This window comes from Azorhizobium doebereinerae UFLA1-100, from assembly GCF_000473085.1.
GTDB classification, from domain to species: domain Bacteria; phylum Pseudomonadota; class Alphaproteobacteria; order Rhizobiales; family Xanthobacteraceae; genus Azorhizobium; species Azorhizobium doebereinerae.
The window spans coordinates 1-25,274 of sequence record NZ_AXBA01000047.1 but is presented as its reverse complement, the minus strand read 5'-3'; the positions used below and the strand labels follow the sequence as shown (position 1 = coordinate 25,274).

Here is a 25,274-nt window from a genome sequence, read left to right as displayed (position 1 = left end):
TGCGCGCCACAATCGCGGCAAGGAACGCGCAGGCGGTCATCCCGTCCAATCCATCCCGCGCCAGGAAGCATAGCCTCGACAGGCACCTCTACGCTCAGCGCCACCTGATCGAATGCTGCTTCTCCAAGCTCAAGCAGTTCAGGCGTGTCGCGACCCGCTTCGAGAAGACCGCGCGAAACTACCTCGCCATCGTCACAATCGCTGCCATCGTCCTGTGGATCAGGTAACTGTCCACACCACCTAGAGTACGTTCCGTTCAAATGGCATCGCCATTTGAACGGCAAAACGTTCTCTATCATCAAGTGAGAGGGCGATTCACTGATCAGATTGATTCAATCTGATCGGATCGCGCTCTAGACTGGACGGCATGCACGCAACGAGCGACGGCCGCAGCGATGCGCGACCGCCGCAGAAAGGCCGACCATGGATATCAAGCGAAGCGGCTCCCAGCCCTCGGGCAAGGGCCCCGAGGCGTGGTTCTCGGGCACGGTGCGGATCGATCCGCTCTTTCCGACCCACGAGCCAGCCCGCGCATCGGGCAATGCCGTCACCTTCGAGCCGGGCGCCCGCACCGCCTGGCACACGCATCCGCTCGGGCAGGTGCTGATCGTCACCGCCGGGCGCGGCCTCGTGCAGCGCCTGGGCGGCCCGATCGAGGAGATCCGGCCGGGCGACGTGGTCTGGTTCGAGCCGGGCGAGAAGCACTGGCACGGCGCCGCGCCGACCACCGCCATGACCCATATCGCCATCCAGGAATCCCTCGACGGCAAGGCCGTGGACTGGTTGGAGCACGTCACCGACGCGCAATACGGCGCGGGACCGGCCTGAGGATGGCCCGAGCCCCCGCGCCGGCGCGGGGGCTGCCTTTTAAGCGACGCCGGGCGGGATGTGGAAGCCGAACAGCGGCTCGAGCGCCGCGGCGAAGGCCAGCGGGGTGCGGTCTTCCAGATAGGGACCGATGATCTGCACCCCGACCGGCAGCCCGTCCGCGGTCTCGCCGATGGGGGCGACGCTCGCCGGCAGGCCCGACAACGTGGCGAGCCCGGCCCAGAACAGTTGGTCGTTATAATCCACCGCATGGCCGTTGATGGTCAGGGTGCGATGCTCCCGCGGGCGCTCTTCGTCCAGGGGGAAGGCGGCCGCCACCGTCACCGGCGCCAGCAGCACGTCGTAATCCTCGAAGAAGCGGGCCCAGGCCCGCTGGATGGCAGCGCGACGCTCCTGGATGCCGAGCCAGGCGCGATGGCTCTGCAGCAGCGCGCGGGCGGCTTCGGCCACATATCCGTGGTCGTCCTGCGACACGCCCCGCAGCGTCGCCTCGGCCGCATCGACCGCGCTCTGCGGCGCCCGGCCGCTGGCCGCGCCGCGCAGCGCATGGAGCAGCACGTGGTGGTGCTCGGCGAAGTCGAAATCCGGACGGGCATTGTCATTGACCCGGACGCCCTCGGCCCGCAGCCGCTCCACCAGGGCCCGCAGGCGCGCGGCATAGGTCTCGTCCACCTCAGCCACCTCGGCGCCGTAGAGCACGGCCACCCGGAAGTCGGCGAGCTTGCGCGCCCGCGCCGGCGGCAAATCGAGCCGCCAGGCGGTGGCTTCCGGCGCCGCCGGGCCGGCGAGCACGTCCAGCAGCAGTTCCAGGTCCGCCGCCGAGCGGGCCATGGGGCCGGACGTCGAGACGTCGTTGCCGATGGTGCTGCCCGGCCGCTCGTTGCCGGCTTGGGGAATGACATGGAGGCTCGGCCGATGGCCGAACACGCCGCAGAAATGCGCCGGAAAGCGCACCGAGCCGCCGGCGTCGCTGCCCAGCTCCAGCGCCGTCAGGCCGGCGGCCAGCGCCGCCGCCGAGCCGCCTGAGGAGCCGCCCGGCGTGACGCCGCGCCGCCAGGGATTGTGCGTGGTGCCGTGGATGGCGTTGTAGCTCTGCCAGTCCAGCAGATGGATCGGCACGTTGGTCTTACCGAACACGATGGCGCCGGCATCGATCAGCCGCTGCACCACCACGCCGGTATGGTCCGGCCGGAAGTCGGCATAGGCCGGGTCGCCCCAGGTGGTCGGCCAGCCGGCCACGTGGTGGGATTCCTTCACGGTCATGGGCAGGCCGTGCAGCGGGCCCCAGCTCTCGCCGCGCGCCCGTGCGGCATCCGCCGCATCGGCGCGGGCGCGGGCCGCCTCGGTGTCGAGATAGATCACCGCATTCAGCGCCGGATTGAGGTGCGCGATGCGCTCCAGATAGAGCTCCAGCAGGCCGCGCGAGGTGATGGCGCCCTGCGCGAGCCGGCCGAGCAGGTCGACAGCGGAGGCGAACGCCAGGCTGTCGGGCGTGGAAGCCAGGTTGATGGTCATCGCTTCAGACCTCTCCAGAGGGCATGGATTGGCGCGCGCCTTCCCAGAACACCACGCGGCGGTGGATGAAGCGCATCAGGCTCGACCCCGCCATGCCCATGGCCGACAGGATCAGCACGCCGGCGAACATGGTGCTCACGCTCATGTTCACGGTGGCCGAGCCGATGAGATAGCCGAGCCCCTGCTCGGAGGCGATGAACTCGCCCACCACCGCGCCGATCAGCGCCAGGACGATGCCGATCTGGAGGCCGGCGAAGATGGAGCTGGCGGCGGAGGGCAGCTTCACATTGAGGAAGATGAAGGCCCGCGAGCGGTTGAAGGAGCGGCACATCTCCACCAGTTCGGGATCGGCCCGGCGGATGCCGACGATGGTATTCACCAGCAGCGGAAAGAAGCAGATCAGCGCCACCAGCACGATCTTCGAGGTGATGCCGAAGCCGAACCACACCAGGATCAGCGGCGCCAGCGCCACCTTGGGCATGGACTGCACCGCCACGATGAGCGGGTAGACGAACTTCTCGAACGTCTCCGATTCCGCGATCAGGATGCCCACCACCACAGCCGCCGCGCTGCCGATGATGTAGCCGGAGAGCGTGGACAGCAGCGTGAAGCGGATGTGCGGCCAGTAGCTGCCATCGGCGAGCCCGGCATAGAGCGCGGAGAACACCGCGCCCGGCGGCGGCAGCAGATAGGACGGCAGGCCGCCCGGCCGGGTGAAGAAGGCCCACAGGGCGACCACGATGGCCAGGGTGATGAGCGGATAGATGGCGTTGCGCAGGGCCGTCATGCCGGGCCTCCCGGGATCGCCGCACCCGCATGGCCCGCGATGTCGCGGAACATCTGCCGCAGGTCGTAGGCGATGGTGTTGAAGTCCGCCGAGGTCAGGGTCTCGATGGTGCGCGGGCGCGGCAGCGGCACGGGAATGTCCGCCACCACCCGCGCCGGCCGCCCGGCCAGCACCACCACGCGGTCGGCCAGCATCACCGCCTCGGGAATGGAATGGGTGACGAACAGCGCCGTCTTGCGGCCGCGCATCCAGATGGACTGGAGTTCGAGCGAGAGATCCTCGCGCGTCATCGCGTCCAGCGCCGCGAACGGCTCGTCGAGGATCAGCAAAGTGGGATCGTGCAGCAGCATGCGGGCGATGCCGACGCGCTGCGCCATGCCGCCGGAAAGCTGGAACGGATAGGCCCCCGCCGCCTTGGACAGGCCCACCAGCGCCAGCAGCCGGTCCGCCTCGGCCCTCGCCTTGGGCCCGGCGGCGCGGGCGAAGCCGGCCGGCAGCAGGACGTTGTCCCGCACCGTGCGCCAGGGCAGCAGGGTGGGCTTCTGGAACACCATGCCGATGTCCGAGCGCGGGCCGGTGATGGGCGTGCCGTCCAGGGCGATGCTGCCGGAGGTCGGCGCTGCGAGACCGGAGACCAGCCGCAGCAAGGTGGACTTGCCGCTGCCGGACGGGCCGAGCACGGCGACGAAGGCGCCATCCTCCACGCTGAGCGACAGGTCCTGCAGGACCGCCTCCCCCTTGCCCCCGCCATAGCCGAAGGCGAGGTCGGAGATGACGAGGCGCGGCGGGGCCGCACCGGGGGCCGCGGCAAGGGCCGCGCCCGAGGGCGCCGACGTCATGGTCGGATTCTCACGACAGAGCCCCTCACGGCAGCGCCTTGGCCTTGGCGATCACGGCCGCGCGGTCGAACTTGGCATAGTCCGGCACGAACTGATTGGTGAAATAGGCGTCCAGCGGGATGTCGGCGGTGGCGAACTCGCCATATTTGTGCATCGCCTGGACATAGGCGCGGATGACCTCCAGGTCGAACTGGCCGGGCACGCGATCCTTCCCGTCGGCATCGCGCACCACGAGGGCGAGGCGCCGCTTCAGGATCTCCACATTGTCATTGAGCGCCTTGTCCATGTCGGCCTGGGGCCTGGCCTGGGGATTGCGCTTCCAGAACGCCTCGACGCATACCTTGGGGTTGGCGTCGCAGGCGATGACCGCCTGCGCATAGGCCCGGCCGAAGCGGGCGAGAAGGTCCGGATTGTCCTTGATGACGTCGCGATGGGTGAGGAAGCCGTTCACCACCATGTTGGCGAACACCGGAGGATAGGCGAGGCGCCGCGCCTTGGTGCCCTCCAACTCCATCAGGTCGATCCAGGTGCTGTTGAAGTTCAGCGCCTCCACCCGCTGTTCGCGCAGCGCATGGAAGCCGGATCCGAGCACGCCCACGGCGACGATGGACACGTCCTTGCCCGGCTCCAGGCCGACGCTGCGCAGCAGCGCGCGGGTCTGCGGGATGGTGCCCCAGGTGAGCGCGCCCACCCCGATCTTGCCGCCCTTCAGATCCTGGATGGACGTGATGTTGGACGAGGCCAGGACCGCCAGTTCCAGCGAATTGTAGGGATTGGCGTTGTAGACATAGGCCAGCGGCAGCGGCGCCTCGCCCGGCTTGTGGGCGGCGAGCAGCGTCTCCGGCAGCGGGAAGCCCAGGGTGATCTTCTTCTGCAGCAACTGCGGCACGATGGCCCCGGCGCCTTGCAGCACCACCGATTCCACCTCGATGTTCTGGTCCTTGAACAGGCCCATCTCATCGGCGATGGCATAGACGCCGCCATCGGTCACGGTCGGGGGAATGGCGAGCCCGATCAGGACCTTGTCCGCCGCGTCGGCGATCCCGGCCCGCGCGAGGACGGAGGCGGCGACGCCGATGGCCAGGCCCAGCCTCAGGGCACGCTTGATCGGGAAGGAAAGCATCAGGTGGAACTCCGAGTGCGGCCGCCGGAACGGCACAGCGGTTTACAAGCCATATCCGATAAAATCTATAAAAATAATAGCTGACAATGAACCCGCCGCGCGGGACTCGCCAGCGGCATCGCTGACCGCGGTCGAGCTTATGACCTTCGGCCGATGCAGACCAGCCGAACCGCGCCCCGCGGGACAGGGAGCGCGCGCCCCGGCGCATCCTCTCCGCCAAAGCCTTGCATACGGCGCGCAACGCACGGGACCGCCGCGGCAACCGGAAAACCGGACGCGCAACCCCTGCGCAAGCAATACCGGGGAAAGCTCTCGTGGAGGGACTATGGGAGGTTATGCTCCGTCGCTGGGCACGGACTTACCGAGACCGTTTTCCGCAAGGAGAGGGTGATGCCGGAAGGCGAGACGCGCGACTTGTCGGTCATTTTCAGGCCGCCGGTCGATGCAGATTTTGCGGCGCTCGCCGAGATGCGCCGGGACCCGCGCATGCAGGCCATGCTGATGTCGATCCCCGACCGCACGGACGACGAGGCCGTCCGGCACTGGATCGCGCGTCGCGTCAGCGAGCCCGGCGGGCTGTTTCGTGTGATTTCCGAAGCGCAGGCGCAGCAAGTTCTGGGTTTCATCCAGGTCAGCGAAGTCAATGCGCGGGACCGTTTCGGCTATGGCGCCGTGGCCGTCTCGCACCACTGCCGCCTGCCCGGGGTCGCGCTCCTCGCCATGCGTGAACTGATGCGTTCGGCGCGGTCTGAACTGGGCCTGCTGAAGCTCATGGCTGAGATCAGGGCCGACAATACCGATGCCATCCGGATGAACCATCTGTGCGGCTACAAGACGATCGGCACGCTGGAAAGCCATTTCGTCGATGCGGCTGAGCAGCGGCATGACGTTATTCTTCTCCAGAGAGCGCTGGCCCCACTGCACTAGTCAGAAATCACAATCAACGCGCGATCTTGAATCGGACGATTTGAAGCCGTTCACGCCACGGGGGTGTCATATGACATTGGAGGAAAAGGTATTTGCTGCGTTCAAGGACGCCTTCGACCTTGAGGATGGGATTGACCGCGCCTCGCTGGTCTATCGCGAGTTCCCCGAGTGGAATTCCATCGGGCACATGACTCTGGTGGCGGCTCTGGAAACCCAGTTCGACGCCATGCTCGAGGCGAACGAGATCCTGGCCATGAGCAGCTTCGACAAGGCTGTCGAAATCATGGCCAAGTACGATGAACACTGATCTGTCCGGCAGGGTCGCCCTCGTCACGGGGGCGTCGCGGGGCATTGGCTTTGCCATTGCGCGGCGCCTGCTCGAAGCGGGCGCCACCGTGGTCCTCAACGCACGGCAGATCGACGCCTCCATCGTCGACCAGCTCGCAGGCCCGGCGCCGGACCGGGTCTTCGTCCAGGCCGGGGACATGTCGGACCCGGAGGACGCGCGGCAGCTCGTGCGCGCCGTGTTCGCCCGTCACAAGCGGCTCGATGCCCTGATCAACAATGCCGGGATCATGCGGGCGGCGATGATCGGGATGATCTCCGACGAGGATATGCGCGCCACCCTCGATCTCAACCTCGCCGGCCCGATCCACCTGATCCAGGCGGCCGCCCGCCTGATGGCGCGGTCGGGGGGAAGCATCGTGAACGTGGCGTCCGTGGTGGGCATGGAGGGGGCCGCAGGGCAATTGGTCTACGCCGCCTCCAAGGCCGGCGTCATCGGCGCGACGCGCGCCGCCGCCAAGGAGCTGGCGCCGAAGGGCGTGCGGGTCAACGCCGTCGCACCCGGCTACATCGAAACCGACATGACCGCCCGGCTCGGCGACGAGGTGAAGGCCCAGTCGCTCAAGGCCATAGGCCTCGGCCGGGCCGGCACGCCCGAGGATGTGGCCGACGCCGTGCTGTTCCTGTGCTCCGACATGTCGCGCTACATCACCGGACAGGTGCTGCGGGTCGACGGCGGCATGGTCATCTGAGCGGGGATCGGACCCATGATCGATCCGACATGCGCCGACCTGCTGCCCGAGCGGACGGGCGCGTCCGACCACCCGTTATTGTGGGATGACGACGACGCAAGCTGGCTGACGGGGCGAGAGGTGCGCGACCTGGCCCTGGCGTTTGCCGCGGCCCTGGAGCGGCCGGGAAAGCAACTCGTCTTTGTTCTCGCGACCAACCACCGGAGCACCCTGATCGGCGTCCTGGCGGCCGCAGCCGCGGGCCACGCGGTCGCGCTCATCGACCCCACGCTGTCCGGCGAGAAGCTGGCGGGCCTGCTGGACCGCTACCGGCCCGAGATCGTGCTCGGGGCTGGCAGCGCCCACGCCTGCGCCGGGGAGGACTGGGATCGCGCCACCGGCGGCGGCCCGCTTCCGGCCATGGCGTCGCGGCGGGCCGCGGTAGGCGCCGGCTCGCTGGCGCCGGAACTCGGCCTGCTTCTGCTGACCTCGGGAACAACGGGAAGCTCGAAGTTCGTGCGCCTGTCCTGGCGCGCGGTCGCGGCAAATGCACGGCAGATCGCGGCAAGCCTCTCCCTCACGCCGGACAGCGTGGCGATCGCCCATCTGCCGTTCCACTATTCCTACGGCCTGTCGGTGGTCACCTCGCATCTGGCCGCGGGCGGGCGCATCGCCGTCATGGACGACGCGATCACCTCGCCGGACTTCTGGGCCAAGGTGCGCGCCGGCGGCGGCACGCATTTTCCCGGCGTGCCGTTCCATTACAGCGTCCTTGCCCGCCTCGGCTTCGACGTGGTGCCCCCGTCGGTCGACACCTTCACCCAGGCGGGCGGCCACCTCGACGGGCGCATCCAGGCCGCGGTGCGCGCCAGGGCCGACGAACGGGAGGCCCGCTTCTTCGTGATGTATGGGCAGACCGAGGCGGCCCCGCGCATCGCCTGCCTGCCCAGCGAACGCCTGCGGGAGAAGCTCGGATCGGTGGGCATGGCCATGCCCGGCGGGCGGCTGGCCATCGTCGATCCCGAGGGCGCGCCCCTTCCGGCCGGAGAGACCGGCCGCGTGGTCTATGAAGGCCCCAACGTCATGCTGGGCTATGCCGAGCACCGCGCCGACCTGGCGCTCGGCGACGTGACGGGCGGGCGACTGGAAACCGGGGACCTGGGACGGCTGGACGCGGAGGGCTTCCTGTTTCTGTCCGGGCGTGCCGCGCGCTTCGCCAAGATCGCCGGCTTGCGGCTCAGCCTCGATGACATGGAACGGGAACTGGCCTCGCTCGGCACGGTCGCCTGCGTGGACCTCGGGGAGCGCATCGCCCTGGCGTTCGAAGGGGAGGTTCCGCCGACGGCCAGGGACCAGGCGAAGGCGCTGGCCAGAGCCTGCAAGATCCCTCCGGCCAGCTTCGTCCTGCGCGCCCTGCCCGAGCTGGCGCGCAAATCCAGCGGAAAGATCGACTATGCCCGCCTGAAGGGAGCCTTGGATGTTTGAACGGCTTCTGGAGGCTCCGCCCTATTCCCTGCGGCAGGCCGAGAAGGGCGCCCTGCTGCTGCCCGGCTTGAACGACCTGACGCGGTTCCATTATGAGCGCTGCGCGCCCTACGCCCGGATCATCGATGCCGCCTGGGGCGGCCTGAAAGCCTGCGGTTCGATCGCGGATCTGCCGTTCCTGCCGGTGCAATTGTTCAAGCAGCACGTCCTTGCGTCGACCGCCACGCCCGTGATGACCCTCCAGTCCAGCGGCACCACGGGGCAGACACCCAGCCGCATCGTCCTCGACGCGGAGACGGCCGAGCGCCAGGCCCGCGCGCTGGTGGCCACGTTCCGGCCGATCCTGGGCGACAGCCGGCTGCCGTTCCTTGCGATCGACACGAAGGATGTCATCAAAGCCGACAATCTGACGGCGCGCGGCGCAGGCGTGCTCGGCATGATGAAATTCGGCGCGAAGGCGACGTTCGCGCTGGCGCCGGATCTGGAGATCGACGATGCCGCCGTGCGCCGCTTCGTTGCCGCCAACGGCGGACGGCCGTTCCTGATCTTCGGCTTCACCTTCCTGGTGTGGACCAAGCTCTTCGAGCAGTATGGCGATGGCGAACTCGATCTCTCAAATGCGATCCTGGTCCATTCCGGCGGCTGGAAGAAACTCGAGGAAAAGCGTGTCTCCAACGCGGTGTTCCGGGCCGCGCTGAAGACCAGGTTCAACCTCACGCACATCTATAATTTCTACGGCTTCGTCGAGCAGATCGGCTCGATGTTCGTGGAAGGCCCCGACGGGCTGCTGTACCCGCCCAATTTCACCGACGTCATCGTGCGCCGTCCCGGCAGTTGGGAGGAAGCGGCGGAGGGCGAAGAGGGCGTGCTCCAGGTGGTGTCGCTGCTGCCGAAATCCTATCCCGGCCACAGCGTGCTGACGGAGGACCGGGGCACGGTCGTCGCCATGGACAGCGGGCGGGGCGATCGCTTCGGCAAGGCCATCACCATCGCCGGACGGGTCGCCAAGGCTGAACTGCGCGGATGCAGCGACGTCATTGCCTCGGAGGCTCGGTGAAGCGCCATGGGCAACACGCAGATGACCATCACCTCCTTCGGCCCGCAAGGCGGCCGGCACCCGCTCGAAACGCACCAGCTCCGTGAGCGCCTCGACGCGTCGCGCCTGCATTTGCCGCCGCCCTTCGATGCCGGGCGGGTGGAACTGGTGGCGTCGGTCGCCGATGCGATCATCCGGCGCAAGGCGGAGGTGTCGCCCTTCGTTACCTATCTGGGCTTCTGGACGCGCCTTGCCGCGCTTCGGCAGTTGGAGCGCAGTTTCCGCGACAGGGACCTGCCCGGCACCCTGCGCCGCCCCCGTGGCCTCGCCTTCCATCTGCCTCCCAAGAATGTCGAGACGATCTTTCTCTATTCGTGGATCCTCTCGTACCTGGCGGGAAACGCCAATGTCGTGCGCATGCCTCAGGAACTCAGCCCCGAGGTGAGCTGGGTGCTGGATCAGTTTCTCGGCGCGCTGGAGGCGACCGGCGAACGCACCCAGATGTTCATCCACTATCCGTCCGACAGCGAGATGAGCGCGGTCATCTCGGCGCACTGCGACGCGCGGGTGGTCTGGGGCGGCGACGCGAAGATCGCCGCGTTCGAAAGATTGCCGCTGCGCAACGGCGGCAAGTCCCTGTGGTTCGGCGACCGCTCGTCCCTTGGTGTCTTGAAGGGGGCGGCGATCGCCGCTCTCGACGCGGGCGGGACGGACGCATTGGCGCATCGCCTGTTCAACGACGTCTTCGTCTTCGACCAGATGGCCTGTTCCTCTCCCCAGGCCCTCTATGTGGTCGGCAGCGCATCCGAGCATGCCGCTGCCGTCAAGGCGCTGTTGGGCAGCCTGTCCCTGGTGGCGGCCGGCCGGGGCGCGGCCAGCGCGACGGGCCAGCAGATCACCAAGATGGCCGCGGCCTTCTCCGCCGCCGCGACGGGCGACGCGAACGAGGTGTCCTGGCGCGGAGCGGAACTGACCGCGGTATTCGCCGCCGGCCCGGACCGCATCGAGCGCAGGGTCGGTGGCGGCTTCCTGGGCATCGCGTTCATCCCCGACCTCGCGGACCTCAACGGCCTGCTGCGCGAGCGGGACCAGACCGTGACGCACTTCGGCTTTTCGGCCGAGGAGATTCGACTGGCCGCGGAGAGATACCTCGGCCCCGGCGTGTCGCGATGGGCGCCGGTGGGCGCCGCGCTCGATTTCGACCACGTCTGGGACGGCTACGACATTCTGTTTGAGCTCACCCGCTCGTGCCGCTTGACGTGACCCGCGCAGAGCGTCCGGCGCGCTGCACTGTCGGCGGCCGCACCGGCCAGGGGACCAACGGCGAACAGGAAGCCATCCGCCGTACCGGAGGCGCGTTTTGGGCCCCAAAACGAAATCAGGGAGCGAGGCGATTGCCTAGCTCCCTGATTTAACTTCAAGTTTTGGTTGCGGGGACAGGATTTGAACCTGTGACCTTCAGGTTATGAGCCTGACGAGCTACCGGGCTGCTCCACCCCGCGTCAGAGCCAAACCGTTTGCCGGCGAACCGGGCGGTTGGTGAGGCGTATGTAGCAATACCCCCCCGCCATTGAAACCCCTGATGCGAAAAAAAGCGCCGCCGGCAAGCCGCCTGTGGATGGAATGCCCCCGCCCGGCCATGCAAGCCGTTGCGGCGGCTGGTTCTCGGCCGCGGCAAATAACGGGGGATGGCTGCCCCGCGCGCCGCTCAACCCTCCTGGCCGCCCTCCCCGTCCGGCGGACCGGCGGGGCGGCGCTTGGCGGCGGCGCGGGCGTTGCGCTCGGCCTTGCGCAATTCCCGGCCCTGGCGCCCCTCCACCAGCGCCGTCACCACGCCGTGCAGGGTGGCGAGGTCCTGCTTGGTCAGTTCGCAGCGGTGGAAGATGTTGCGCAGGTTCCGCGTGGTGGACGGCTGCTTTTCCGGCGAGCGGAAGAAGGCGGCCTCCTCCAGTTCGCGTTCGAGATGATCGAAGAAGGCGAACAGGTCGATGCGCTCGGCCGGCGGCGAACGCTCCGGCATGGCGAAAGGCAGCGCGCCGCCGCTGGCCGCCTTGGAATATTCGTATGCGGTGACCGCAACGGCCGTGGCCAGGTTCAGCGAGGCGAAGGCGGGGTTGACCGGCAGCGTGAGGATGGCGTCGCACAGCGACACCTCCTCGGTATAGAGGCCGGTGCGCTCGCGGCCGAACACCAGGGCCACGTCGTCCCCCGCAGCAAGGCGCGCCACCGTGTCCCGCGCCACCGCGTCGGCGGCATGGACGGGCTTGGCCATGCCGCGTTCGCGCGCCGTGGTGGCGACCGCATAGGTCACGTCGGCCAGCGCGCTGCGCAGGTCGGGGAACAGCCGGGCCTCGTCGAGAATGCGGTCGGCGCCGGCGCAGAAGATGCGCGACTTCTCGTTCGGCCAGCCCTCGCGCGGATTGACGATCCGCAGCCGCGACAGGCCGAAATTGCCCATGGCGCGCGCCGCCGAGCCGATGTTCTCGCCCAGTTGCGGCTCCACGAGGATCACCACCGGCCCGCCCTCGGCCCATGGCTTGCTGCTGTCTGTTCCGGACCCAGGCATCAGCAGCCCCCTCGGAGGACAGGGCCGGCGCCGGTGCGAAGACGATGAAGGAAGGAATGCTCGGACATGCCCCCTCCTAGAACATGTCCGGGCGGAATTGAACGGGTTTCCCGCCCCGGCGCGCCGGAGCGGGGCTGTCTCAGGGCCGCGCCGGCAGGCGGCTGACGGTGATCTGGCTGGGGCCGCCGGACTTGCCGCGAATGAGGCCCCAGACCACGCCGGGCTCGGCCGGATCGAACGCAAAGCCCTGGCCGCCGATCTCGATCGGGATCGTCTCGACCCAGCGCATGACAGGGCCCATCTCCGGCGGGGCGACGACATAGAGTTCGCTGTTGTCGTGGCCGGTGATGTACAGCCGTCCGTCGGGACCGAAGGCGCCGCCGGAATTGCTCATGTCCTGAAACTTGGCGATGAGGGCGTCCGGATAGACCCACGCTTCCGCCACGGACCAGTCGGGATTGAAGCGCACCAGCTGGGTCGCATACTTGTTGCCATAGGCCAGCGGGCTCTTGTCGAACACGCGGTTGTAATTGGCGAAGGCGCCCAACCAGCGGCCTTGCGGATCGCGGTCGAGCCAGGTGAACGAGCCCCGGTCAATGCCGAAGCTGTGGGTTTCCAGGTGCTTCAGCGTCTCCGCATCCCACACCTCGATCGAACTCGCCATCGGCCAGCTCGGGTAGTTGGAATGGGCGGTATAGAGCTTGCCATCGCGCACGACGCCGCTGTCGAGATGCAGGATCGGGCCCGCCTTGGGGCCTTCCCATTTGGCCAGCACCTGCCTGGTCACCTTGTCGAGCTTGACGATGGTGCGGTCGTCGATGGCGTAGACATAGCGGTCGGTCACGGCCACGGCCTGGCGCGCCTCGGGCATGTCGAAACGGGCGATGGTCTGCGCGGGAGCGCGCTGTTCCTGCGCCATCACGCTGGGGGCGGCCAGGGCCAGGGCCGCCAGGGTCAGAGCAGCCTGGGTCATGGCGCCCAGGGCGCCGGCCCCTAGGATGCGGGCGGCGGAACGGCGACGGGGCATGGGCAGAGGTCGGGCGATCATGGGGGCTCCTAGGGGGCAGCCTGCTGCCTCCGGGACGGGGTGATAAGGCGCGCTTAGCAAACGACCGTGAAGCTCTCGCGACACCCCGAGGATCACCCATGGGCCGCCCGGCCCGCCCGCCCTTGCCGCCCCCCGGCCCGGGCGCGCGGCCCCTTACCCTAAAGTCGGCGCGACGCCCTGCTTTCGCTTGGCGCGGCATCGCGGTATGACGCGCAAACCGGCGCCAGCCGCGCGGATCGGCGCCGAGGCCCCAATACGACATGGAATCCGCGTGAGGTGTCACCTATGGCGAAGATCAAGGTCGCAAATCCCGTCGTCGAGCTCGACGGCGATGAGATGACGCGGATCATCTGGCAGTACATCAAGGACAAGCTCATCCACCCCTACCTTGATGTCGACCTCGAGTATTACGACCTTTCGGTCGAGAACCGCGACGCGACCAACGATCAGGTCACGATCGACGCGGCCAACGCCATCAAGAAGCACGGCGTGGGCGTGAAGTGCGCCACGATTACTCCGGACGAAGCCCGCGTCAAGGAATTCAACCTCAAGGAAATGTGGAAGTCGCCCAACGGCACCATCCGCAACATCCTCGGCGGCGTGATCTTCCGCGAGCCGATTATCTGCAAGAACGTCCCGCGCCTCGTGCCCGGCTGGACCCAGCCGATCGTGGTCGGCCGCCATGCCTTCGGCGACCAGTACCGCGCCACCGATTTCAAGGTGCCCGGCAAGGGCACGCTCTCCATCTCCTTCGTGGGCGAAGACGGCACGAAGATCGAGAAGGAAGTCTACAAGTTCCCCGGCGCCGGCGTCGCCATGTCCATGTACAACCTGGACGAGTCGATCCGCGATTTCGCTCGCGCCTCGCTGAACTACGGCCTGATGCGGAACTATCCGGTCTACCTCTCCACGAAGAACACCATCCTGAAAGCCTATGACGGGCGCTTCAAGGACATCTTCCAGGAGGTCTATGACGCCGAGTTCAAGGCCGAGTTCGAGAAGCGCAAGATCATCTACGAGCACCGCCTGATCGACGACATGGTCGCCTCGGCGCTCAAGTGGTCCGGCGGCTATGTGTGGGCCTGCAAGAACTATGACGGCGACGTGCAGTCGGACATCGTGGCCCAGGGCTTCGGCTCGCTCGGCCTGATGACCTCCGTGCTGATGACGCCCGATGGCCAGACCGTGGAAGCGGAAGCCGCCCACGGCACGGTGACCCGCCACTATCGCGAGCACCAGAAGGGCAAGGAGACCTCCACCAACTCCATCGCCTCCATCTTCGCCTGGACCCGCGGCCTCGCGCACCGCGCCAAGCTCGACGGCAATGACGAGCTGAAGCGCTTCGCCGACACGCTGGAGAAGGTCTGCGTCGACACGGTGGAAGCCGGCGACATGACCAAGGACCTCGCCCTGCTGGTGGGCGCGGACCAGAAGTGGCTCTCCACCACGGGCTTCCTGGACAAGGTGTCGGACAACCTCGCCAAGGCCCTCGCGGCCTGAGGCCCGTCGCGCGACGCGCCATGGCCCTTCGCGCGCATGAGTGACGTCCACTGAGTGCTCCGGGCGCGCCTGCGCGTCCGTCACCTTCGTGGCCCGCCCGGTCCTCAGGACTGGCGCGGGCCGTCGTCTTCGTTGAGTTCCTCTGTGGTCATGTCGCCCTGCGGCTTCAGCGGATGCATCGTGCCCGCGCCTTGCAGGTCGCGGATGCGCTTGCGGATTTCCGGCCGCCGCGCCATCAGGTCGTCCAGGTGGCGGCCGTCCAGGATCAGCAATTGCGTGCGGCTCAGCACCCGGATGGTACCGCTGCGCACGGTGCGCGAGAGCAGCGCCATCTCGCCGAAGAAATGCCCCTCGCCCAGCCGGACGATGCCGTTCTTCAGCTCCACCTGCACCTCGCCGGACAGGATGAAATACATGGAGTGCGCGGGGTCGCCCCGCCGCGCCAGGATCTCGCCCGGCTGCGCGGTGTGGGCCGAGAGCAGCCGCAGGATCTCGCCGATGCCGCCCGCGTCCAGTTCGGCGAACAGCGGCACCCGCGCCACCATGCCCCAGCTCACCACGAAATCACGCCGCCGGATGACGTCGGCGAAGGACGAGGCGATAATGCCCACGGGCAGCGCCAGCATGACGAGGCCTGAGATCATGGCGGCGGCCGCCACCAGCCGCCCGGCCAAGGTGATCGGCACGGCGTCGCCGTAGCCGACCGTGGTCACCGTCACCACCGCCCACCACGCCGCCAGCGGAATCGAGCCGAACACCTTGGGCTGGACGTCGCGCTCGGCCACGTACATGGCGGAAGCGGCGATCAGCACCACCGCGGAGATGATGCCGAGGCAGGCGAACAGCGCATGGCGTTCGTTGCGCATCGCCTCCACCAGCGAGGACAAGCCCGGCGAATAGCGGGCGAGCTTCATGAAGCGGACGAGACGGAACAGCGCCACCGTCCGCAGGTCGGCGTTGAACATCAGCACGAGGCCGAAGGGAGCCACCGACAGCAGATCGATGATGGCGGCCGGCGTCATCGCATAGCGCATGCGCGCCTGGGACGTGGTGAAGCCGCGAAAGCGCGGGTGTTCCGGCGCCACCCAGAGGCGCAGCACATATTCCACGCAGAAGATGACGAACGATACCAGTTCGAACACGTGCAGTTCGGCGCGGTAGTGCGCGTCCAGTTCCGGCACCGTCTCGATGACCGCCGCAGCTGCGTTGGCGAGGATGAGCAGCACCAGCGCCACATGCACCACCCGCGCGGTGGCGTCCTGCACGGCGTCGCGCTCCAGCACCTCATAGACGCGCTTGCGCCATTGCCGCATCCGTGCCGCGCCGCCCTGCATCTGGCCGCCTCCCCAGGCGCTGATCATACCGCCCTTCCCGCAAGGGGCAGATGCCGGACACACCGGCCGAACGCAAGCCCCGATACACCCGGCGCGGGCTCAGCGGGCCGGGCGGGGCTCCAGGCCCGCCAGCAGCCGCGCCACCAGCCCTTCCACGTAGCCCGCACCCGGCACCGTGTCGCCGAAAAGGATGCGGTACACGATCGGGGCGAGGCAGACATCCACGATCGTATCCAGATCGGGAACAGCTTCCCCCCGCGCCGCAGCCCGGGCGGTCATGACCGCGAACTGCTGCTTGGAGAAGGTGCAGCATTGCGCGGCGCCGAGGGGGCGGTCGATGCTCGCCAGCACGTCGTGGATCAACGCCGCACCGGGCGCGGAGGACATCTCCTCGCGATACTGCTCCAGCCATAGCTCGAGGTCGGAGCGCAGGCTGCCGGTATCGATCGGATCGGTCTCCGGCTTCAGCCGTTCCAGCGCCACGTCGGCCAGCAGTTCCTGCAGGTCGCCCCATCGGCGGTAGATGGTGGACGGGGTCACGCCCGCGCGGGCCGCCACCTGCGGCACGCTCAGTTCGGAGCGGTCGTGCATCGCCAGCAGGTCGCGCACGGCCGCATGCACCGTGGCCTGGACCCGCGCGCTGCGCCCGCCCGGTCGCAGCCCCGGCGTCGCCGCGCCGCGCGGCTCTCCCTTCGGCTTGCCGGCTTCCTTCATTCGTCCTGCCCTCGGTCACGCCGCCCACTAACGCAAATTATTTGCTTTTATCCAGTGAGCGACCTATAGGATCTTAACGCACATTCTTTGCAATAACGTCTGGATGATCCCATGTCGATGTTAGCGGAAGCCAGGCCGCCACAGGCTCCCCCGTGGCGGGCCGGGGCGGCTGTGGCACTCCAGGGCTGCATCCTCGGCACTTTCTTCGCCGCCTCGGCGGCGCCGACGCCGCTCTACCGGCTCTATCAGGAGCAATGGGGCTTCTCGCCGGCCATGCTGACGGTGATCTTCGCCGTCTATGCGCTCAGCCTGCTGGTCGCCCTGCTCACGGTCGGCGCGCTGTCCGATTATGTGGGGCGGCGGCCGGTTATGTGCGCCGCGCTGGTGCTGGAGATCGTCGCCATGCTGCTGTTCGAGCGGGCGGACGGCGTCGGCGACCTGATCGCCGCGCGTCTCGTGCAGGGCTTCGCCACGGGAGCGGCCAGCAGCGTCCTCGGCGCCGCGCTGATCGACAGCAGCCGGCGCCACGGTGCGATCATCAACAGCATCTCGCCGCTGGTCGGCATGGCCGTGGGCGGCATGGGCGCAGCTTTTCTGGCCGCCTACGTCTCCGCCCCGACCCTCGTCATCTACCGCGTCTTCCTGTCCGCCTTCGCGCTCCAGGCGGTGCTGCTATGGGGCACGCGGGAGACCGTGACGCTGCGCTCCGGCGCGCTGGCCTCCCTCTGGCCGCGGGTCGAGGTGCCGCCGGCCGCGCGCACGGCGCTCGTCCGGATCACCCCGCTCAACGTGGCGATCTGGTCCGTGGGCGGGTTCTCATTGTCGCTGATGCCCTCGCTGGTGCGGATGGCCACCGGCATCGCGACGCCGCTGCTCGGAGGCCTCCTGGTCGGCGCGCTGACGCTGCCCGGCGCGGCCGCCGTGCTGCTGCTGCGCCAGCGCTCGGCGCGGACCGCCCGCACGCTCGGTGCGCTGTTCCTGGCCGGCGGCTTCGCGGTGATCCTCGCCGGTGTCCATGCCGGTGCCGCCCAGGTCCTGATTGCGGGCATGATGATCACCGGCATCGGCTTCGGCGGCGGCTTCCTGGGCGCGGTGCGCACCGTGGTGCCGCTGGCGGCGCCGGAGGAACGCGGCGCCCTGCTCTCGGCCTTCTATGTGGAGAGCTATCTCGCCTTGAGCTTGCCGGCCATCGCCGCCGGCCGGCTGGCCGGCGACCTGGGCTTGCAGGCCACCGCCGACGTCTATGGCGCCTTCGTGATCACCCTCGCCGTCATCGGCGTTCTGGCGCAACCCCGCTGAGCCCTTGCGCCGCGTGGTCCGGCGGCAGCGCGGACGAACGCCGGTTCACCGACTTGCGGATGGCGCCCCGCGCTTCCAGCCGCACCATTTCCAGGAGATAGGCCAGCGTGCTGAAGCCATGCCCCCGCGCCAGGCCGGCCAACTCGCCGGCCATGGCCGCGACATAGGCGGCGAAGTCGTCGGGATTGGCTGTCCTATGCTCCGGTTCCGCGCCGCTCATGCCTGATCCCCCGCCCCTCACGTTACATCCTCCGGCATATGATCACCATTACAACTTACCTATGGTTGTATAATGCGAGCGACGCCGTGGATGGTGTCCGGATGCGGGGGATTTGACAGCCCTGCCGTCCAACCCCATGTTGCGGCCGCCGCCAGGGGCCGCGGCGTTCTCAAGAGATTGTTGTCCAATGCAGGTCGTCATCGTCGAATCGCCGGCTAAGGCGAAGACGATCAACAAATATCTGGGTCCAGGCTACGAGGTCATCGCTTCGTACGGGCACATTCGGGATCTCCCGTCCAAGGACGGCTCAGTGGACCCGGAGGCGGACTTCCGCATGCTCTGGGAAGTGGATCCGAAAGCGCAGAAGCGCCTCAACGAGATCGCCAAGGCGGTCAAGGGCGCTGACGGCCTGATCCTCGCCACCGACCCGGATCGCGAAGGCGAGGCCATCTCCTGGCACGTGCTGGAAGTGCTGCGCGAGAAGAAGGCGATCAAGGACCAGAAGGTCGAGCGCGTCGTCTTCAACGCCATCACCAAGCAGGCCGTGCTGGACGCCATGAAGGCGCCGCGCGCCATCGACGTGGCGCTGGTGGATGCCTATCTCGCCCGCCGCGCCCTCGACTATCTGGTCGGCTTCACCCTCTCCCCGGTGCTGTGGCGCAAGCTGCCCGGCGCCCGCTCCGCCGGCCGCGTGCAGTCCGTGGCGCTGCGCCTGGTCTGCGACCGCGAGCGCGAGATCGAGCTGTTCCAGGCCCGCGAATACTGGTCCATCGTCGCCCAGCTGGCGACGCCGCGCGGCGATGCCTTCGAGGCCCGCCTGTCCGGCGCGGACGGCAAGAAGATCACCCGCCTGTCGGTCGGCACGGCCGAGGAGGCCGCCGCGTTCCGCGCCGCGCTCGACAGCGCCGCCTTCAGCGTGCGCGGCGTCGAAGCCAAGCCCATGCGGCGCAACCCGCAGCCGCCCTTCACCACCTCGACCTTGCAGCAGGAAGCCAGCCGCAAGCTCGGCCTCGCCCCCGCCCGCACCATGCAGATCGCCCAGCGCCTCTATGAGGGCGTGGACATCGGCGGCGAGACGGTCGGCCTCATCACCTATATGCGAACCGACGGCGTGGACATGGCCCCGGAGGCCGTGGCCGCAACGCGCGCCGCCATCTCCGCCCAATTCGGCCCGCGCTATCTGCCCGGCGCGCCGCGCAAATACACCACCAAGGCGAAGAATGCGCAGGAGGCCCACGAGGCCATCCGCCCGACCGATCCGACCCGCCGCCCGCGCGACATGGCCCGGCACCTCGATGCCGAGCAGGCTAGGCTCTATGAGCTGATCTGGACCCGCACGGTGGCGAGCCAGATGGAATCGGCCGAGCTGGAGCGCACCACCGCCGACATCATCGCCCGCGCCGCCGGCAAGGAGCTGGAACTCACCGCCACCGGCACCGTGGTCAAGTTCGACGGCTTCCTCACGCTGTATCGCGAAGGCAAGGACGACGAGGACGACGACGAGGAGAGCCGCCGCCTGCCCGCCATGACGGCCGGCGAAAGCCTCGACAAGCGCGAGATCGTCACCGAGCAGCATTTCACCGAGCCGCCGCCGCGCTATTCGGAAGCCTCGCTGGTGAAGCGCATGGAGGAGCTCGGCATCGGCCGCCCCTCCACCTATGCCGCCGTGCTCGCGGTGCTGCGCGACCGCGAATATGTGAAGCTTGAGAAGAAGCGCCTCGTGCCCGAGGACAAGGGCCGGCTGGTCACCGCCTTCCTGCAAAGCTTCTTCAAGAAATACGTCGAATACGACTTCACCGCCGATCTGGAGGAGAAGCTCGACGAGGTGTCGGCGGCCGAGATCGACTGGAAGCAGGTGCTGCGCGATTTCTGGGGCGATTTCTCGCTGGCCGTGGACGCCACCAAGGAGCTGCGCGTCTCCCAGGTGCTGGACGCGCTGGACGAGATCCTCACCGCCCACCTCTTCCCGCCCAAGGAAGACGGCACCGACCCGCGCCTGTGCCCGACCTGCGGCACCGGCCGCCTGTCGCTGAAGATGGGCAAGTTCGGCGCCTTCATCGGCTGCTCCAACTATCCCGAATGCCGCTACACCCGGCCGCTCTCCGGCGATGCCGAGGCGGGCGGCGACGGCGTGCGCAAGCTTGGCGTCGATCCCGAGACCAATCTCGAGGTCACGCTGCGCGACGGCCGCTTCGGCACCTATCTCCAGCTCGGCGAGGCGGTGGACGGCGAGAAGCCCAAGCGCTCCAGCCTGCCCAAGGGCCTCGCCCCGGCGGACGTGGACCTGGAAAAGGCGCTGGCGCTGCTGGCCCTGCCCCGCCCCATCGGCACCCATCCGGAGGACGGCCAGCCCATCCTCGCCGGCATCGGCCGGTTCGGGCCCTACATCCAGCACGGCAAGGTCTACGCCAATCTGGAGGCGGGCGACGACATCCTCGCCATCGGCCTCAACCGGGCCGTGGTGCTGCTGGCGGAGAAGCAGGCCAAGGGCCGGGGCGGACGCGGCGCGGCGGCGCCCGGACGCACGCTGGGCGACCACCCCACCGAGGGCGGCGCCATCACGGTGCGTGCCGGTCGGTTCGGGCCCTATGTGAACCACGGCAAGATCAACGCCACCCTGCCCAAGGCGCAGGACCCGGACGCGCTGACGCTGGAACAGGCGGTGGTGCTGATCGAGGCCAAGGCGGCGGCCAATCCCAGCGCCCGCAAACCGGCGCGCAAGAGCAGCCCGAGCAAGAGCAGCGCGAGCAAGAGCGCGGCGGACGGCGGCACCGAGAAGAAGGCACCGGCCAAGAAGGCGGCGGCGAAGAAGGCCCCTGCCAAAAAGGCCGCCGCCAAGAAGGCGCCGGCCAAGACCGCCAAGGCCGCGGGCGAAGGCTGACCGGGACGGAACGGCGGGCGGCGGCTACTCGGCCGCCCCCGCCACCACGTCCTCGCCGGCGGTGTCCTCGGCATTCTTGCGCACGCTGGTGCGCAGCGGCCGCTGCTCCATGCTCAGCAAGGCGATGAGGCCGACCGAAAGGCTGGCGGCGGCGCAGCCATAGACCAGCCGGAAGGCATGGACGAGGCCGTCGGCGTCCGCGCCGGCCACCAGCCGCGTGACGTCGCCCTGCCCCGGCATGATGCCCAGCGCCGCCATCAGCACCGCGCCGAACGCCGCCACCAGCACTGCCGAGCCGAGCGAGCGGAAGAAGTTCATGGCGCCCGTGGCCGTGCCCAGCTGGTGCGGCGCGACGGCATTCTGGATCGACACCGTCGTCACGGGCAGCAGGCAGCCCATGCCGGTGCCGACGCAGCCCAGGATCACCGCCATCAGCGGCAGCGGCATGAGCGCGGGGCCGAGCGCCAGCACCAGCAGCCCGGAGATCGATGTGCTGAGGCCGGCGATGGCGATGCGCTTGTAGTGGGTGAGCCGGGCCAGCGCCTGGCCGGCGATATAGGAGCCCAGCACCACGCCGCCCATGAGCGGGATCAGGCCGAGCCCGGACTGGCTGGCGGTGAGGTGGCGCACCGCCTCGAAATAGAGCGGCACGTTGATGGACAGCGCGATCAGCGTGCCCATGGTGAGCAGCGCCGCCACCGTGCCCCGCGCCACGATGGGGTGAAGCAGGATGGACAGCGGCAGGAACGGCTGCTCGGCGGTGGCGATGCGCCACACGAACAGGCCGGCGAAGATGGCCGAGGCGGCGCCCAGCGACAGGATCTCCGGATCGTCCCAATGGTAGCGCACGCCACCCCAGGTCAGCATCAGCAGCAGCGCCGAGGTGGCGATCATCATCAGCAGCGCGCCGATGACGTCCACCTTGGCCTTGCGGTCATGGCGCGGCAGGCGGCGGAGCTGGCGATCGGTCATCAGGAAGGCGGCAAGGCCCAGCGGCAGGTTGATCCAGAAGATCATGGACCAGTGCAGGTGCTCGGCCATCACGCCGCCCAGCACCGGTCCGCCGATGCTGCTGGCCATGAACACGCTGGAAATATAGCCCTGGTAGCGCCCCCGTTCGCGCGGCGAGACGACGTCGGCGATGATGGTCTGGGCCAGCGAGATGAGACCGCCGCCGCCCAGCCCCTGGAGGCCCCGCGCCAGGATCAGCGCCAGCATGCTGGGCGCCAGCGCGCAGGCCAGCGAGCCGATGGAGAACACGCAGATGGCGCACAGCATCATGGCCCGCCGGCCGTGCACGTCGCTGAGCTTGCCGTAGAGCGGTGTCACAGCCGTGGACGTGATGAGATAGGCCGTGACAACCCAGGACAGGTTCTCGAAATCGTGCAGCTCCGCGCCGATGGTGGGCATGGCGGTGGCGACGATGGTCTGGTGTGACACGCAGGATCAGATGTCATCCAGGGGCACAGCCGGGATTAGGCGGGATTTGCCGGGAATGAACGGGAAAGCCTTGCGGTGACGGAGCTGGCTGCGCTGCTGGCCGCCGATGGCACCTTTCGTCGCCGCGCAAGATCGAATGGCACCGCGACGCGCTTCGTCGGTTCGCGCAAGATCGAATGTCACCCGCTTACGTCCTATGTCGTCACTCCCCGACGAGACATATCCCCACACCGATTGCGAGTGCCGCCCCGCCGGCTGGCCGGCAAACCGTTGAAGCTTGAACTTAGCCGCAACCGGAAGGTGGCGGATAAAAAAATTGCTTGCATATCAGGGCTTTAGCGGCAGCCAGACGCAAGCATGGAATGAGCGATTTCCAACACAGCGTCAACGATGACGCCGAAAATGGCCCTCTTCACGACCCTTAGGCCGAGCGTTTACCGGTGCCTGGCTCGTCCGCGGCAGAGCGCAAATCAGCCCGCAATTGCCTCACCACCAGCTTGATCATCGCCAGCCGTTCCAGCGCATCGTCCGTGGCGGATGCGATCTCGGAATATTTTCGGGCGCTGAGGCGCCCGAGGTCGACGGGTGAAAGAGCTACCTTTTCATCCTTGTAGAGGCGGACGATCGCATCGGTTACCCGGCCCATCAGTTCGTCGTCGACATGGACCCCATCGTCGACCTGTCTCACGTCCGGCTTTTCCTCGCCGGTCGTGAGCCAATCTAGGGTGAGGCCCGCGGAAGCCACCAGCTTAGCGACGGCGACGAACGGCGCCTTGGACTTCCCGTCACGCCACCGCCCGACCTGTTCTGCCGTGACACCGACCAGATCCCCGCATTTTTTCAGGCCGCCGAGCCGAGAAATTACGAGCTTGAAGCGCGCTTCAACCTGAGGCGGCCAACCTGAAACATCGCCCTCGTCGCTTTCAAGCCGCTGCATCCTGAACAACTCATTGAATTTCAATGAGAATGGCGAAACTCGCAAAAATACAGGTCGGCCACAGGCTGAAAGCCCGCTTTTTTGTTGCCTACCACGCAAAAATGCGGGATCGTCACCTCACGAATCGCGATCACGGTTCGAGACCCGAAAAAAGCCGCTCCCTGCCAGGACCGGCTTCCCCGGAGGACGGTATGCGGCGCAAGCGTTGGGGCCGGCACGAAATACGAGCCGAGGTGATAAGGCGGCGTTCGACACTAACGCGTGTCGCTACCGATGCGGGCCTGGAACCCTCCGCCTGCCGCGTGGCCTTGTGCCGCCGCAACTTGAAAGGGGAACGCGCCCTCGCTGCCTTCCTCGGCGTCGATGTCTCGTTGCTCTGGCCTGAGCGCTATCCGGGCACGACGTCCATGGACAAAGATAGCCCCGAGGCAGGTGCTCCCACCAGCCAAATCGCGATGCGCGACGTGGACATGGGAGCAGCGGCATGAGCCCCAGGCTGTCTGTGCCCAAGCCGCGCGCTGACATCGCGCTGCATCCCATGGACCGGGAGATCCGGCGGCTGGCTCAGATCCGCACGGAAAGCCTGCACGTCATGATGGGGCTCGCAACCGTCATCCTCGGCGCGCACCTGCTCGCCATCGTCCTGCTGGTCTGCCTATGAGCGCGAGCTTCACCCGGCAGGGAGGCGTGTGAAATGGCGCGCGCGCCGGATCGCAATACGCTGGACCTGTTCCGCGATTGGGAGCCGCCCCGGATTGCGGTCGGCCCCAACTGTGAAGAGACGAGAGGCCCGCTCGATCTGGTCATCACCCGATTGATCAGCACCGCCATCAAGAAATCTGAGCGCAGCCGCGAAGACATTGCGCAGCATGTGAGTGCCTACCTCGGTCGGCCGGTGAGCAAGGATACTCTTGATGCGTGGGCGAGCCCGGCAAAGGCCAACAACCGCATTCCTCTGGACGCTTTCGTCGCGCTGATCGATGCGACGGGTGATCACGATCTCCTGGGGTGGCTCCCCGCCCAGCATGGCTATGTGGTTGTTCCCGCGCGCTACGCGGACCTGATCGAGCTGCACCTCCTGGAAGAACGTGAGGCCGAGATCGCGCGCCGTAAGGCTGCGGTTCAGGCCCGCTATCGTGGGGGGCGGCCGTGAGCGAGATTTGGAAGACGCCGGCCGAATGGGCCGCTGACAACCTACCCGGCCTGCCCAGCACGGCACAGGGCATCACGCTGAGAGCCAAAAAAGCTGCGTGGCATTCGCGTCCCCGGCAAGCCTCCGGCGGTGGCCGCGAATATCCGCTCTCAGCCCTGCCCACCGCGGCCCGTGCCGCCTATGTCGCCCGTCACCTCCGGGCCCTGGACGTGCCGCTGGAGGTGGCGAAGGCTGCCGCCAGCGAGCCCGAGGCCGAGCTGGCCAGCGCCACCGCGCTGGATCAGCGGGATGGGCGCCTCGCCATCCTGGCGGCGGTGGATGATTTCGCTGCCGCCGCCGGCATCGGCCGCAAGCGGGCGGATGCGCTGTTCTGCGCCGCCTATGCGGCCGGTGCCGTCGAGGTGACGCCCTGGGTGCGCGAAGCGGTGAAGTCCGTCACGCCGCGCACGCTCGCCCGCTGGCGGGCGGTGAAGGCGGCNGGCACCACCCATCGCCTCGCCGTGGACAAGGGTGCCGCCCGCCGCGGCAAGGGCGTGCTGGAGATCGCCAATACGGGCGACGTGAAAGTGTTCTGCCTCGCGCTGCTCTCCCGCAACCCGCTGTTCACGGCGGACCATGTGCGCGAC

General features: G+C 68.0%; 26 protein-coding genes and 1 tRNA gene. 15 read left to right on the top strand and 12 right to left on the bottom strand.

Annotated features, from left to right (window positions below):
* Together YU1_RS0123575 and YU1_RS0123570 are read left to right on the top strand one after the other, a co-directional pair.
* Positions 1 to 227: IS5/IS1182 family transposase (locus YU1_RS0123575; protein ID WP_029006173.1), on the top strand; the 227-nt coding region annotated here is incomplete at its 5' end.
* Positions 228 to 423: 196 nt separating this feature from the next.
* Positions 424 to 828 (top strand): (R)-mandelonitrile lyase, encoded by a 405-nt coding sequence (locus YU1_RS0123570; protein WP_029006172.1) that lies wholly within the window; start codon positions 424 to 426, stop codon positions 826 to 828.
* 39 nt (positions 829 to 867) lie between these two features.
* On the opposite strand, the gene YU1_RS0123565 is transcribed toward YU1_RS0123570, so the two are convergent.
* Genes YU1_RS0123565 through YU1_RS0123550 form a run of 4 tightly spaced genes read right to left on the bottom strand, consistent with a single transcriptional unit; the run spans position 868 to position 5,092 of the window.
* Positions 868 to 2,343: an amidase gene (locus tag YU1_RS0123565; protein ID WP_035716535.1), complete on the bottom strand. Its 1,476-nt coding sequence runs from the start codon at positions 2,341 to 2,343 to the stop codon at positions 868 to 870.
* 4 nt (positions 2,344 to 2,347) lie between these two features.
* Entirely contained in the window at positions 2,348 to 3,130 is a 783-nt protein-coding gene (locus tag YU1_RS0123560; protein ID WP_029006170.1) for an ABC transporter permease, read from the bottom strand.
* Positions 3,127 to 3,969 (bottom strand): ABC transporter ATP-binding protein, encoded by an 843-nt coding sequence (locus YU1_RS30940; protein WP_051357276.1) that lies wholly within the window; start codon positions 3,967 to 3,969, stop codon positions 3,127 to 3,129. The genes YU1_RS0123560 and YU1_RS30940 overlap by 4 nt, the downstream gene beginning before the upstream one ends.
* A 25-nt stretch (positions 3,970 to 3,994) precedes the next feature.
* Complete coding sequence (locus tag YU1_RS0123550) at positions 3,995 to 5,092, bottom strand: ABC transporter substrate-binding protein (RefSeq protein WP_051357279.1); 1,098 nt, start codon at positions 5,090 to 5,092, stop codon at positions 3,995 to 3,997.
* Positions 5,093 to 5,482: 390 nt separating this feature from the next.
* On the opposite strand from YU1_RS0123550, the gene YU1_RS0123545 reads away from it, so the two are divergent.
* The 6 genes from YU1_RS0123545 to YU1_RS30930 are packed head-to-tail and all read left to right on the top strand — an operon-like array spanning position 5,483 to position 10,819.
* Positions 5,483 to 6,019 carry a GNAT family N-acetyltransferase gene (locus tag YU1_RS0123545; RefSeq protein WP_051357274.1) on the top strand — a complete coding sequence of 179 codons (537 nt, stop codon included), beginning with the start codon at positions 5,483 to 5,485 and terminating at the stop codon, positions 6,017 to 6,019.
* The gene (locus YU1_RS0123540; RefSeq protein ID WP_156922400.1) at positions 5,976 to 6,326 is read left to right on the top strand and encodes an acyl carrier protein; all 351 of its coding nucleotides are present in this window, start codon (positions 5,976 to 5,978) and stop codon (positions 6,324 to 6,326) included. Before YU1_RS0123545 ends, YU1_RS0123540 begins: the two co-directional genes overlap by 44 nt.
* Positions 6,316 to 7,056 (top strand): SDR family NAD(P)-dependent oxidoreductase, encoded by a 741-nt coding sequence (locus tag YU1_RS0123535; RefSeq protein WP_035716533.1) that lies wholly within the window; start codon positions 6,316 to 6,318, stop codon positions 7,054 to 7,056. Before YU1_RS0123540 ends, YU1_RS0123535 begins: the two co-directional genes overlap by 11 nt.
* Before the next feature lie 15 nt (positions 7,057 to 7,071).
* A complete protein-coding gene (locus YU1_RS30935) occupies positions 7,072 to 8,520 on the top strand; it encodes an AMP-binding protein (RefSeq protein ID WP_035716530.1) in 1,449 nt (482 codons plus the stop codon).
* Entirely contained in the window at positions 8,513 to 9,577 is a 1,065-nt protein-coding gene (locus YU1_RS0123525) for a LuxE/PaaK family acyltransferase (protein WP_035716528.1), read from the top strand. Before YU1_RS30935 ends, YU1_RS0123525 begins: the two co-directional genes overlap by 8 nt.
* A gap of 6 nt (positions 9,578 to 9,583) precedes the next feature.
* A complete protein-coding gene (locus tag YU1_RS30930) occupies positions 9,584 to 10,819 on the top strand; it encodes an acyl-CoA reductase (RefSeq protein ID WP_051357273.1) in 1,236 nt (411 codons plus the stop codon).
* A 162-nt stretch (positions 10,820 to 10,981) separates the two neighbouring features.
* On the opposite strand, the gene YU1_RS0123515 is transcribed toward YU1_RS30930, so the two are convergent.
* From YU1_RS0123515 to YU1_RS30925, 3 genes are all read right to left on the bottom strand, one after another.
* Positions 10,982 to 11,058 (bottom strand) — tRNA-Met (locus tag YU1_RS0123515).
* A 206-nt stretch (positions 11,059 to 11,264) separates the two neighbouring features.
* Positions 11,265 to 12,122: an RNA methyltransferase gene (locus YU1_RS0123510; protein WP_029006164.1), complete on the bottom strand. Its 858-nt coding sequence runs from the start codon at positions 12,120 to 12,122 to the stop codon at positions 11,265 to 11,267.
* A 139-nt stretch (positions 12,123 to 12,261) separates the two neighbouring features.
* A complete protein-coding gene (locus YU1_RS30925) occupies positions 12,262 to 13,170 on the bottom strand; it encodes a cycloisomerase (RefSeq protein ID WP_245263436.1) in 909 nt (302 codons plus the stop codon).
* A gap of 285 nt (positions 13,171 to 13,455) precedes the next feature.
* Here YU1_RS30925 and YU1_RS0123500 point away from each other — a divergent pair, with 285 nt between their 5' ends.
* Positions 13,456 to 14,670, top strand: coding sequence for an NADP-dependent isocitrate dehydrogenase (locus YU1_RS0123500; protein WP_029006163.1), 1,215 nt, complete (start codon positions 13,456 to 13,458; stop codon positions 14,668 to 14,670).
* A gap of 104 nt (positions 14,671 to 14,774) precedes the next feature.
* Here the strand turns inward: YU1_RS0123500 and YU1_RS0123495 are convergent, their stop codons facing one another.
* Positions 14,775 to 16,031: a cyclic nucleotide-gated ion channel gene (locus tag YU1_RS0123495; RefSeq protein ID WP_156922398.1), complete on the bottom strand. Its 1,257-nt coding sequence runs from the start codon at positions 16,029 to 16,031 to the stop codon at positions 14,775 to 14,777.
* Positions 16,032 to 16,103: 72 nt separating this feature from the next.
* Positions 16,104 to 16,718: a TetR/AcrR family transcriptional regulator gene (locus YU1_RS0123490; protein WP_051357271.1), complete on the bottom strand. Its 615-nt coding sequence runs from the start codon at positions 16,716 to 16,718 to the stop codon at positions 16,104 to 16,106.
* Positions 16,719 to 16,835: 117 nt separating this feature from the next.
* Here YU1_RS0123490 and YU1_RS0123485 point away from each other — a divergent pair, with 117 nt between their 5' ends.
* On the top strand, positions 16,836 to 18,017 hold the full coding sequence (locus YU1_RS0123485; protein ID WP_084540081.1) for an MFS transporter: 1,182 nt from the start codon (positions 16,836 to 16,838) through the stop codon (positions 18,015 to 18,017).
* On the opposite strand, the gene YU1_RS30920 is transcribed toward YU1_RS0123485, so the two are convergent.
* On the bottom strand, positions 17,989 to 18,237 hold the full coding sequence (locus YU1_RS30920) for a hypothetical protein (protein ID WP_035716525.1): 249 nt from the start codon (positions 18,235 to 18,237) through the stop codon (positions 17,989 to 17,991). The two genes, YU1_RS0123485 and YU1_RS30920, sit on opposite strands and share 29 nt — an antisense overlap.
* Before the next feature lie 187 nt (positions 18,238 to 18,424).
* Here YU1_RS30920 and topA point away from each other — a divergent pair, with 187 nt between their 5' ends.
* The gene (gene topA / locus YU1_RS0123475; protein WP_029006159.1) at positions 18,425 to 21,118 is read left to right on the top strand and encodes a type I DNA topoisomerase; all 2,694 of its coding nucleotides are present in this window, start codon (positions 18,425 to 18,427) and stop codon (positions 21,116 to 21,118) included.
* A gap of 24 nt (positions 21,119 to 21,142) precedes the next feature.
* Here the strand turns inward: topA and YU1_RS30915 are convergent, their stop codons facing one another.
* Together YU1_RS30915 and YU1_RS0123465 are read right to left on the bottom strand one after the other, a co-directional pair.
* Positions 21,143 to 22,558 (bottom strand): MDR family MFS transporter, encoded by a 1,416-nt coding sequence (locus YU1_RS30915; protein WP_051357270.1) that lies wholly within the window; start codon positions 22,556 to 22,558, stop codon positions 21,143 to 21,145.
* 421 nt (positions 22,559 to 22,979) lie between these two features.
* On the bottom strand, positions 22,980 to 23,495 hold the full coding sequence (locus YU1_RS0123465; RefSeq protein WP_156922396.1) for a hypothetical protein: 516 nt from the start codon (positions 23,493 to 23,495) through the stop codon (positions 22,980 to 22,982).
* Between the two features lie 29 nt (positions 23,496 to 23,524).
* Here YU1_RS0123465 and YU1_RS34545 point away from each other — a divergent pair, with 29 nt between their 5' ends.
* From YU1_RS34545 to YU1_RS30910, 4 genes are all read left to right on the top strand, one after another.
* Positions 23,525 to 23,983 (top strand): helix-turn-helix domain-containing protein, encoded by a 459-nt coding sequence (locus YU1_RS34545; RefSeq protein WP_245263434.1) that lies wholly within the window; start codon positions 23,525 to 23,527, stop codon positions 23,981 to 23,983.
* The gene (locus YU1_RS33655) at positions 23,980 to 24,156 is read left to right on the top strand and encodes a hypothetical protein (protein ID WP_156922394.1); all 177 of its coding nucleotides are present in this window, start codon (positions 23,980 to 23,982) and stop codon (positions 24,154 to 24,156) included. The genes YU1_RS34545 and YU1_RS33655 overlap by 4 nt, the downstream gene beginning before the upstream one ends.
* Positions 24,157 to 24,189: 33 nt before the next feature.
* Positions 24,190 to 24,648 (top strand): hypothetical protein, encoded by a 459-nt coding sequence (locus tag YU1_RS0123455; protein ID WP_029006157.1) that lies wholly within the window; start codon positions 24,190 to 24,192, stop codon positions 24,646 to 24,648.
* The coding region (locus tag YU1_RS30910) for a DNA-binding protein (RefSeq protein WP_035716522.1) at positions 24,645 to 25,274 on the top strand (630 nt) is incomplete at its 3' end. The genes YU1_RS0123455 and YU1_RS30910, both read left to right, overlap by 4 nt.

Bases quoted from the DNA above. Each gene is read 5' to 3' on its own strand.
- YU1_RS0123525 (WP_035716528.1), top strand. From the start codon at position 8,513: ATGTTTGAACGGCTTCTGGAGGCTCCGCCCTATTCCCTGCGGCAGGCC.
- YU1_RS30920 (WP_035716525.1), bottom strand. From the start codon at position 18,237: ATGAGCGGCGCGGAACCGGAGCATAGGACAGCCAATCCCGACGACTTC.
- topA (WP_029006159.1), top strand. From the start codon at position 18,425: ATGCAGGTCGTCATCGTCGAATCGCCGGCTAAGGCGAAGACGATCAAC.
- YU1_RS0123570 (WP_029006172.1), top strand. From the start codon at position 424: ATGGATATCAAGCGAAGCGGCTCCCAGCCCTCGGGCAAGGGCCCCGAG.
- YU1_RS0123535 (WP_035716533.1), top strand. From the start codon at position 6,316: ATGAACACTGATCTGTCCGGCAGGGTCGCCCTCGTCACGGGGGCGTCG.
- YU1_RS0123550 (WP_051357279.1), bottom strand. From the start codon at position 5,092: ATGCTTTCCTTCCCGATCAAGCGTGCCCTGAGGCTGGGCCTGGCCATC.
- YU1_RS0123455 (WP_029006157.1), top strand. From the start codon at position 24,190: ATGGCGCGCGCGCCGGATCGCAATACGCTGGACCTGTTCCGCGATTGG.
- YU1_RS0123510 (WP_029006164.1), bottom strand. From the start codon at position 12,122: ATGCCTGGGTCCGGAACAGACAGCAGCAAGCCATGGGCCGAGGGCGGG.
- YU1_RS0123500 (WP_029006163.1), top strand. From the start codon at position 13,456: ATGGCGAAGATCAAGGTCGCAAATCCCGTCGTCGAGCTCGACGGCGAT.
- YU1_RS30935 (WP_035716530.1), top strand. From the start codon at position 7,072: ATGATCGATCCGACATGCGCCGACCTGCTGCCCGAGCGGACGGGCGCG.
- YU1_RS0123495 (WP_156922398.1), bottom strand. From the start codon at position 16,031: ATGATCAGCGCCTGGGGAGGCGGCCAGATGCAGGGCGGCGCGGCACGG.
- YU1_RS30940 (WP_051357276.1), bottom strand. From the start codon at position 3,969: ATGACGTCGGCGCCCTCGGGCGCGGCCCTTGCCGCGGCCCCCGGTGCG.
- YU1_RS0123560 (WP_029006170.1), bottom strand. From the start codon at position 3,130: ATGACGGCCCTGCGCAACGCCATCTATCCGCTCATCACCCTGGCCATC.
- YU1_RS30925 (WP_245263436.1), bottom strand. From the start codon at position 13,170: ATGATCGCCCGACCTCTGCCCATGCCCCGTCGCCGTTCCGCCGCCCGC.
- YU1_RS0123545 (WP_051357274.1), top strand. From the start codon at position 5,483: ATGCCGGAAGGCGAGACGCGCGACTTGTCGGTCATTTTCAGGCCGCCG.
- YU1_RS0123540 (WP_156922400.1), top strand. From the start codon at position 5,976: ATGACGTTATTCTTCTCCAGAGAGCGCTGGCCCCACTGCACTAGTCAG.
- YU1_RS0123465 (WP_156922396.1), bottom strand. From the start codon at position 23,495: ATGCAGCGGCTTGAAAGCGACGAGGGCGATGTTTCAGGTTGGCCGCCT.
- YU1_RS0123490 (WP_051357271.1), bottom strand. From the start codon at position 16,718: ATGAAGGAAGCCGGCAAGCCGAAGGGAGAGCCGCGCGGCGCGGCGACG.
- YU1_RS0123565 (WP_035716535.1), bottom strand. From the start codon at position 2,343: ATGACCATCAACCTGGCTTCCACGCCCGACAGCCTGGCGTTCGCCTCC.
- YU1_RS34545 (WP_245263434.1), top strand. From the start codon at position 23,525: ATGGCGAAACTCGCAAAAATACAGGTCGGCCACAGGCTGAAAGCCCGC.
- YU1_RS33655 (WP_156922394.1), top strand. From the start codon at position 23,980: ATGAGCCCCAGGCTGTCTGTGCCCAAGCCGCGCGCTGACATCGCGCTG.
- YU1_RS30930 (WP_051357273.1), top strand. From the start codon at position 9,584: ATGGGCAACACGCAGATGACCATCACCTCCTTCGGCCCGCAAGGCGGC.
- YU1_RS0123485 (WP_084540081.1), top strand. From the start codon at position 16,836: ATGTTAGCGGAAGCCAGGCCGCCACAGGCTCCCCCGTGGCGGGCCGGG.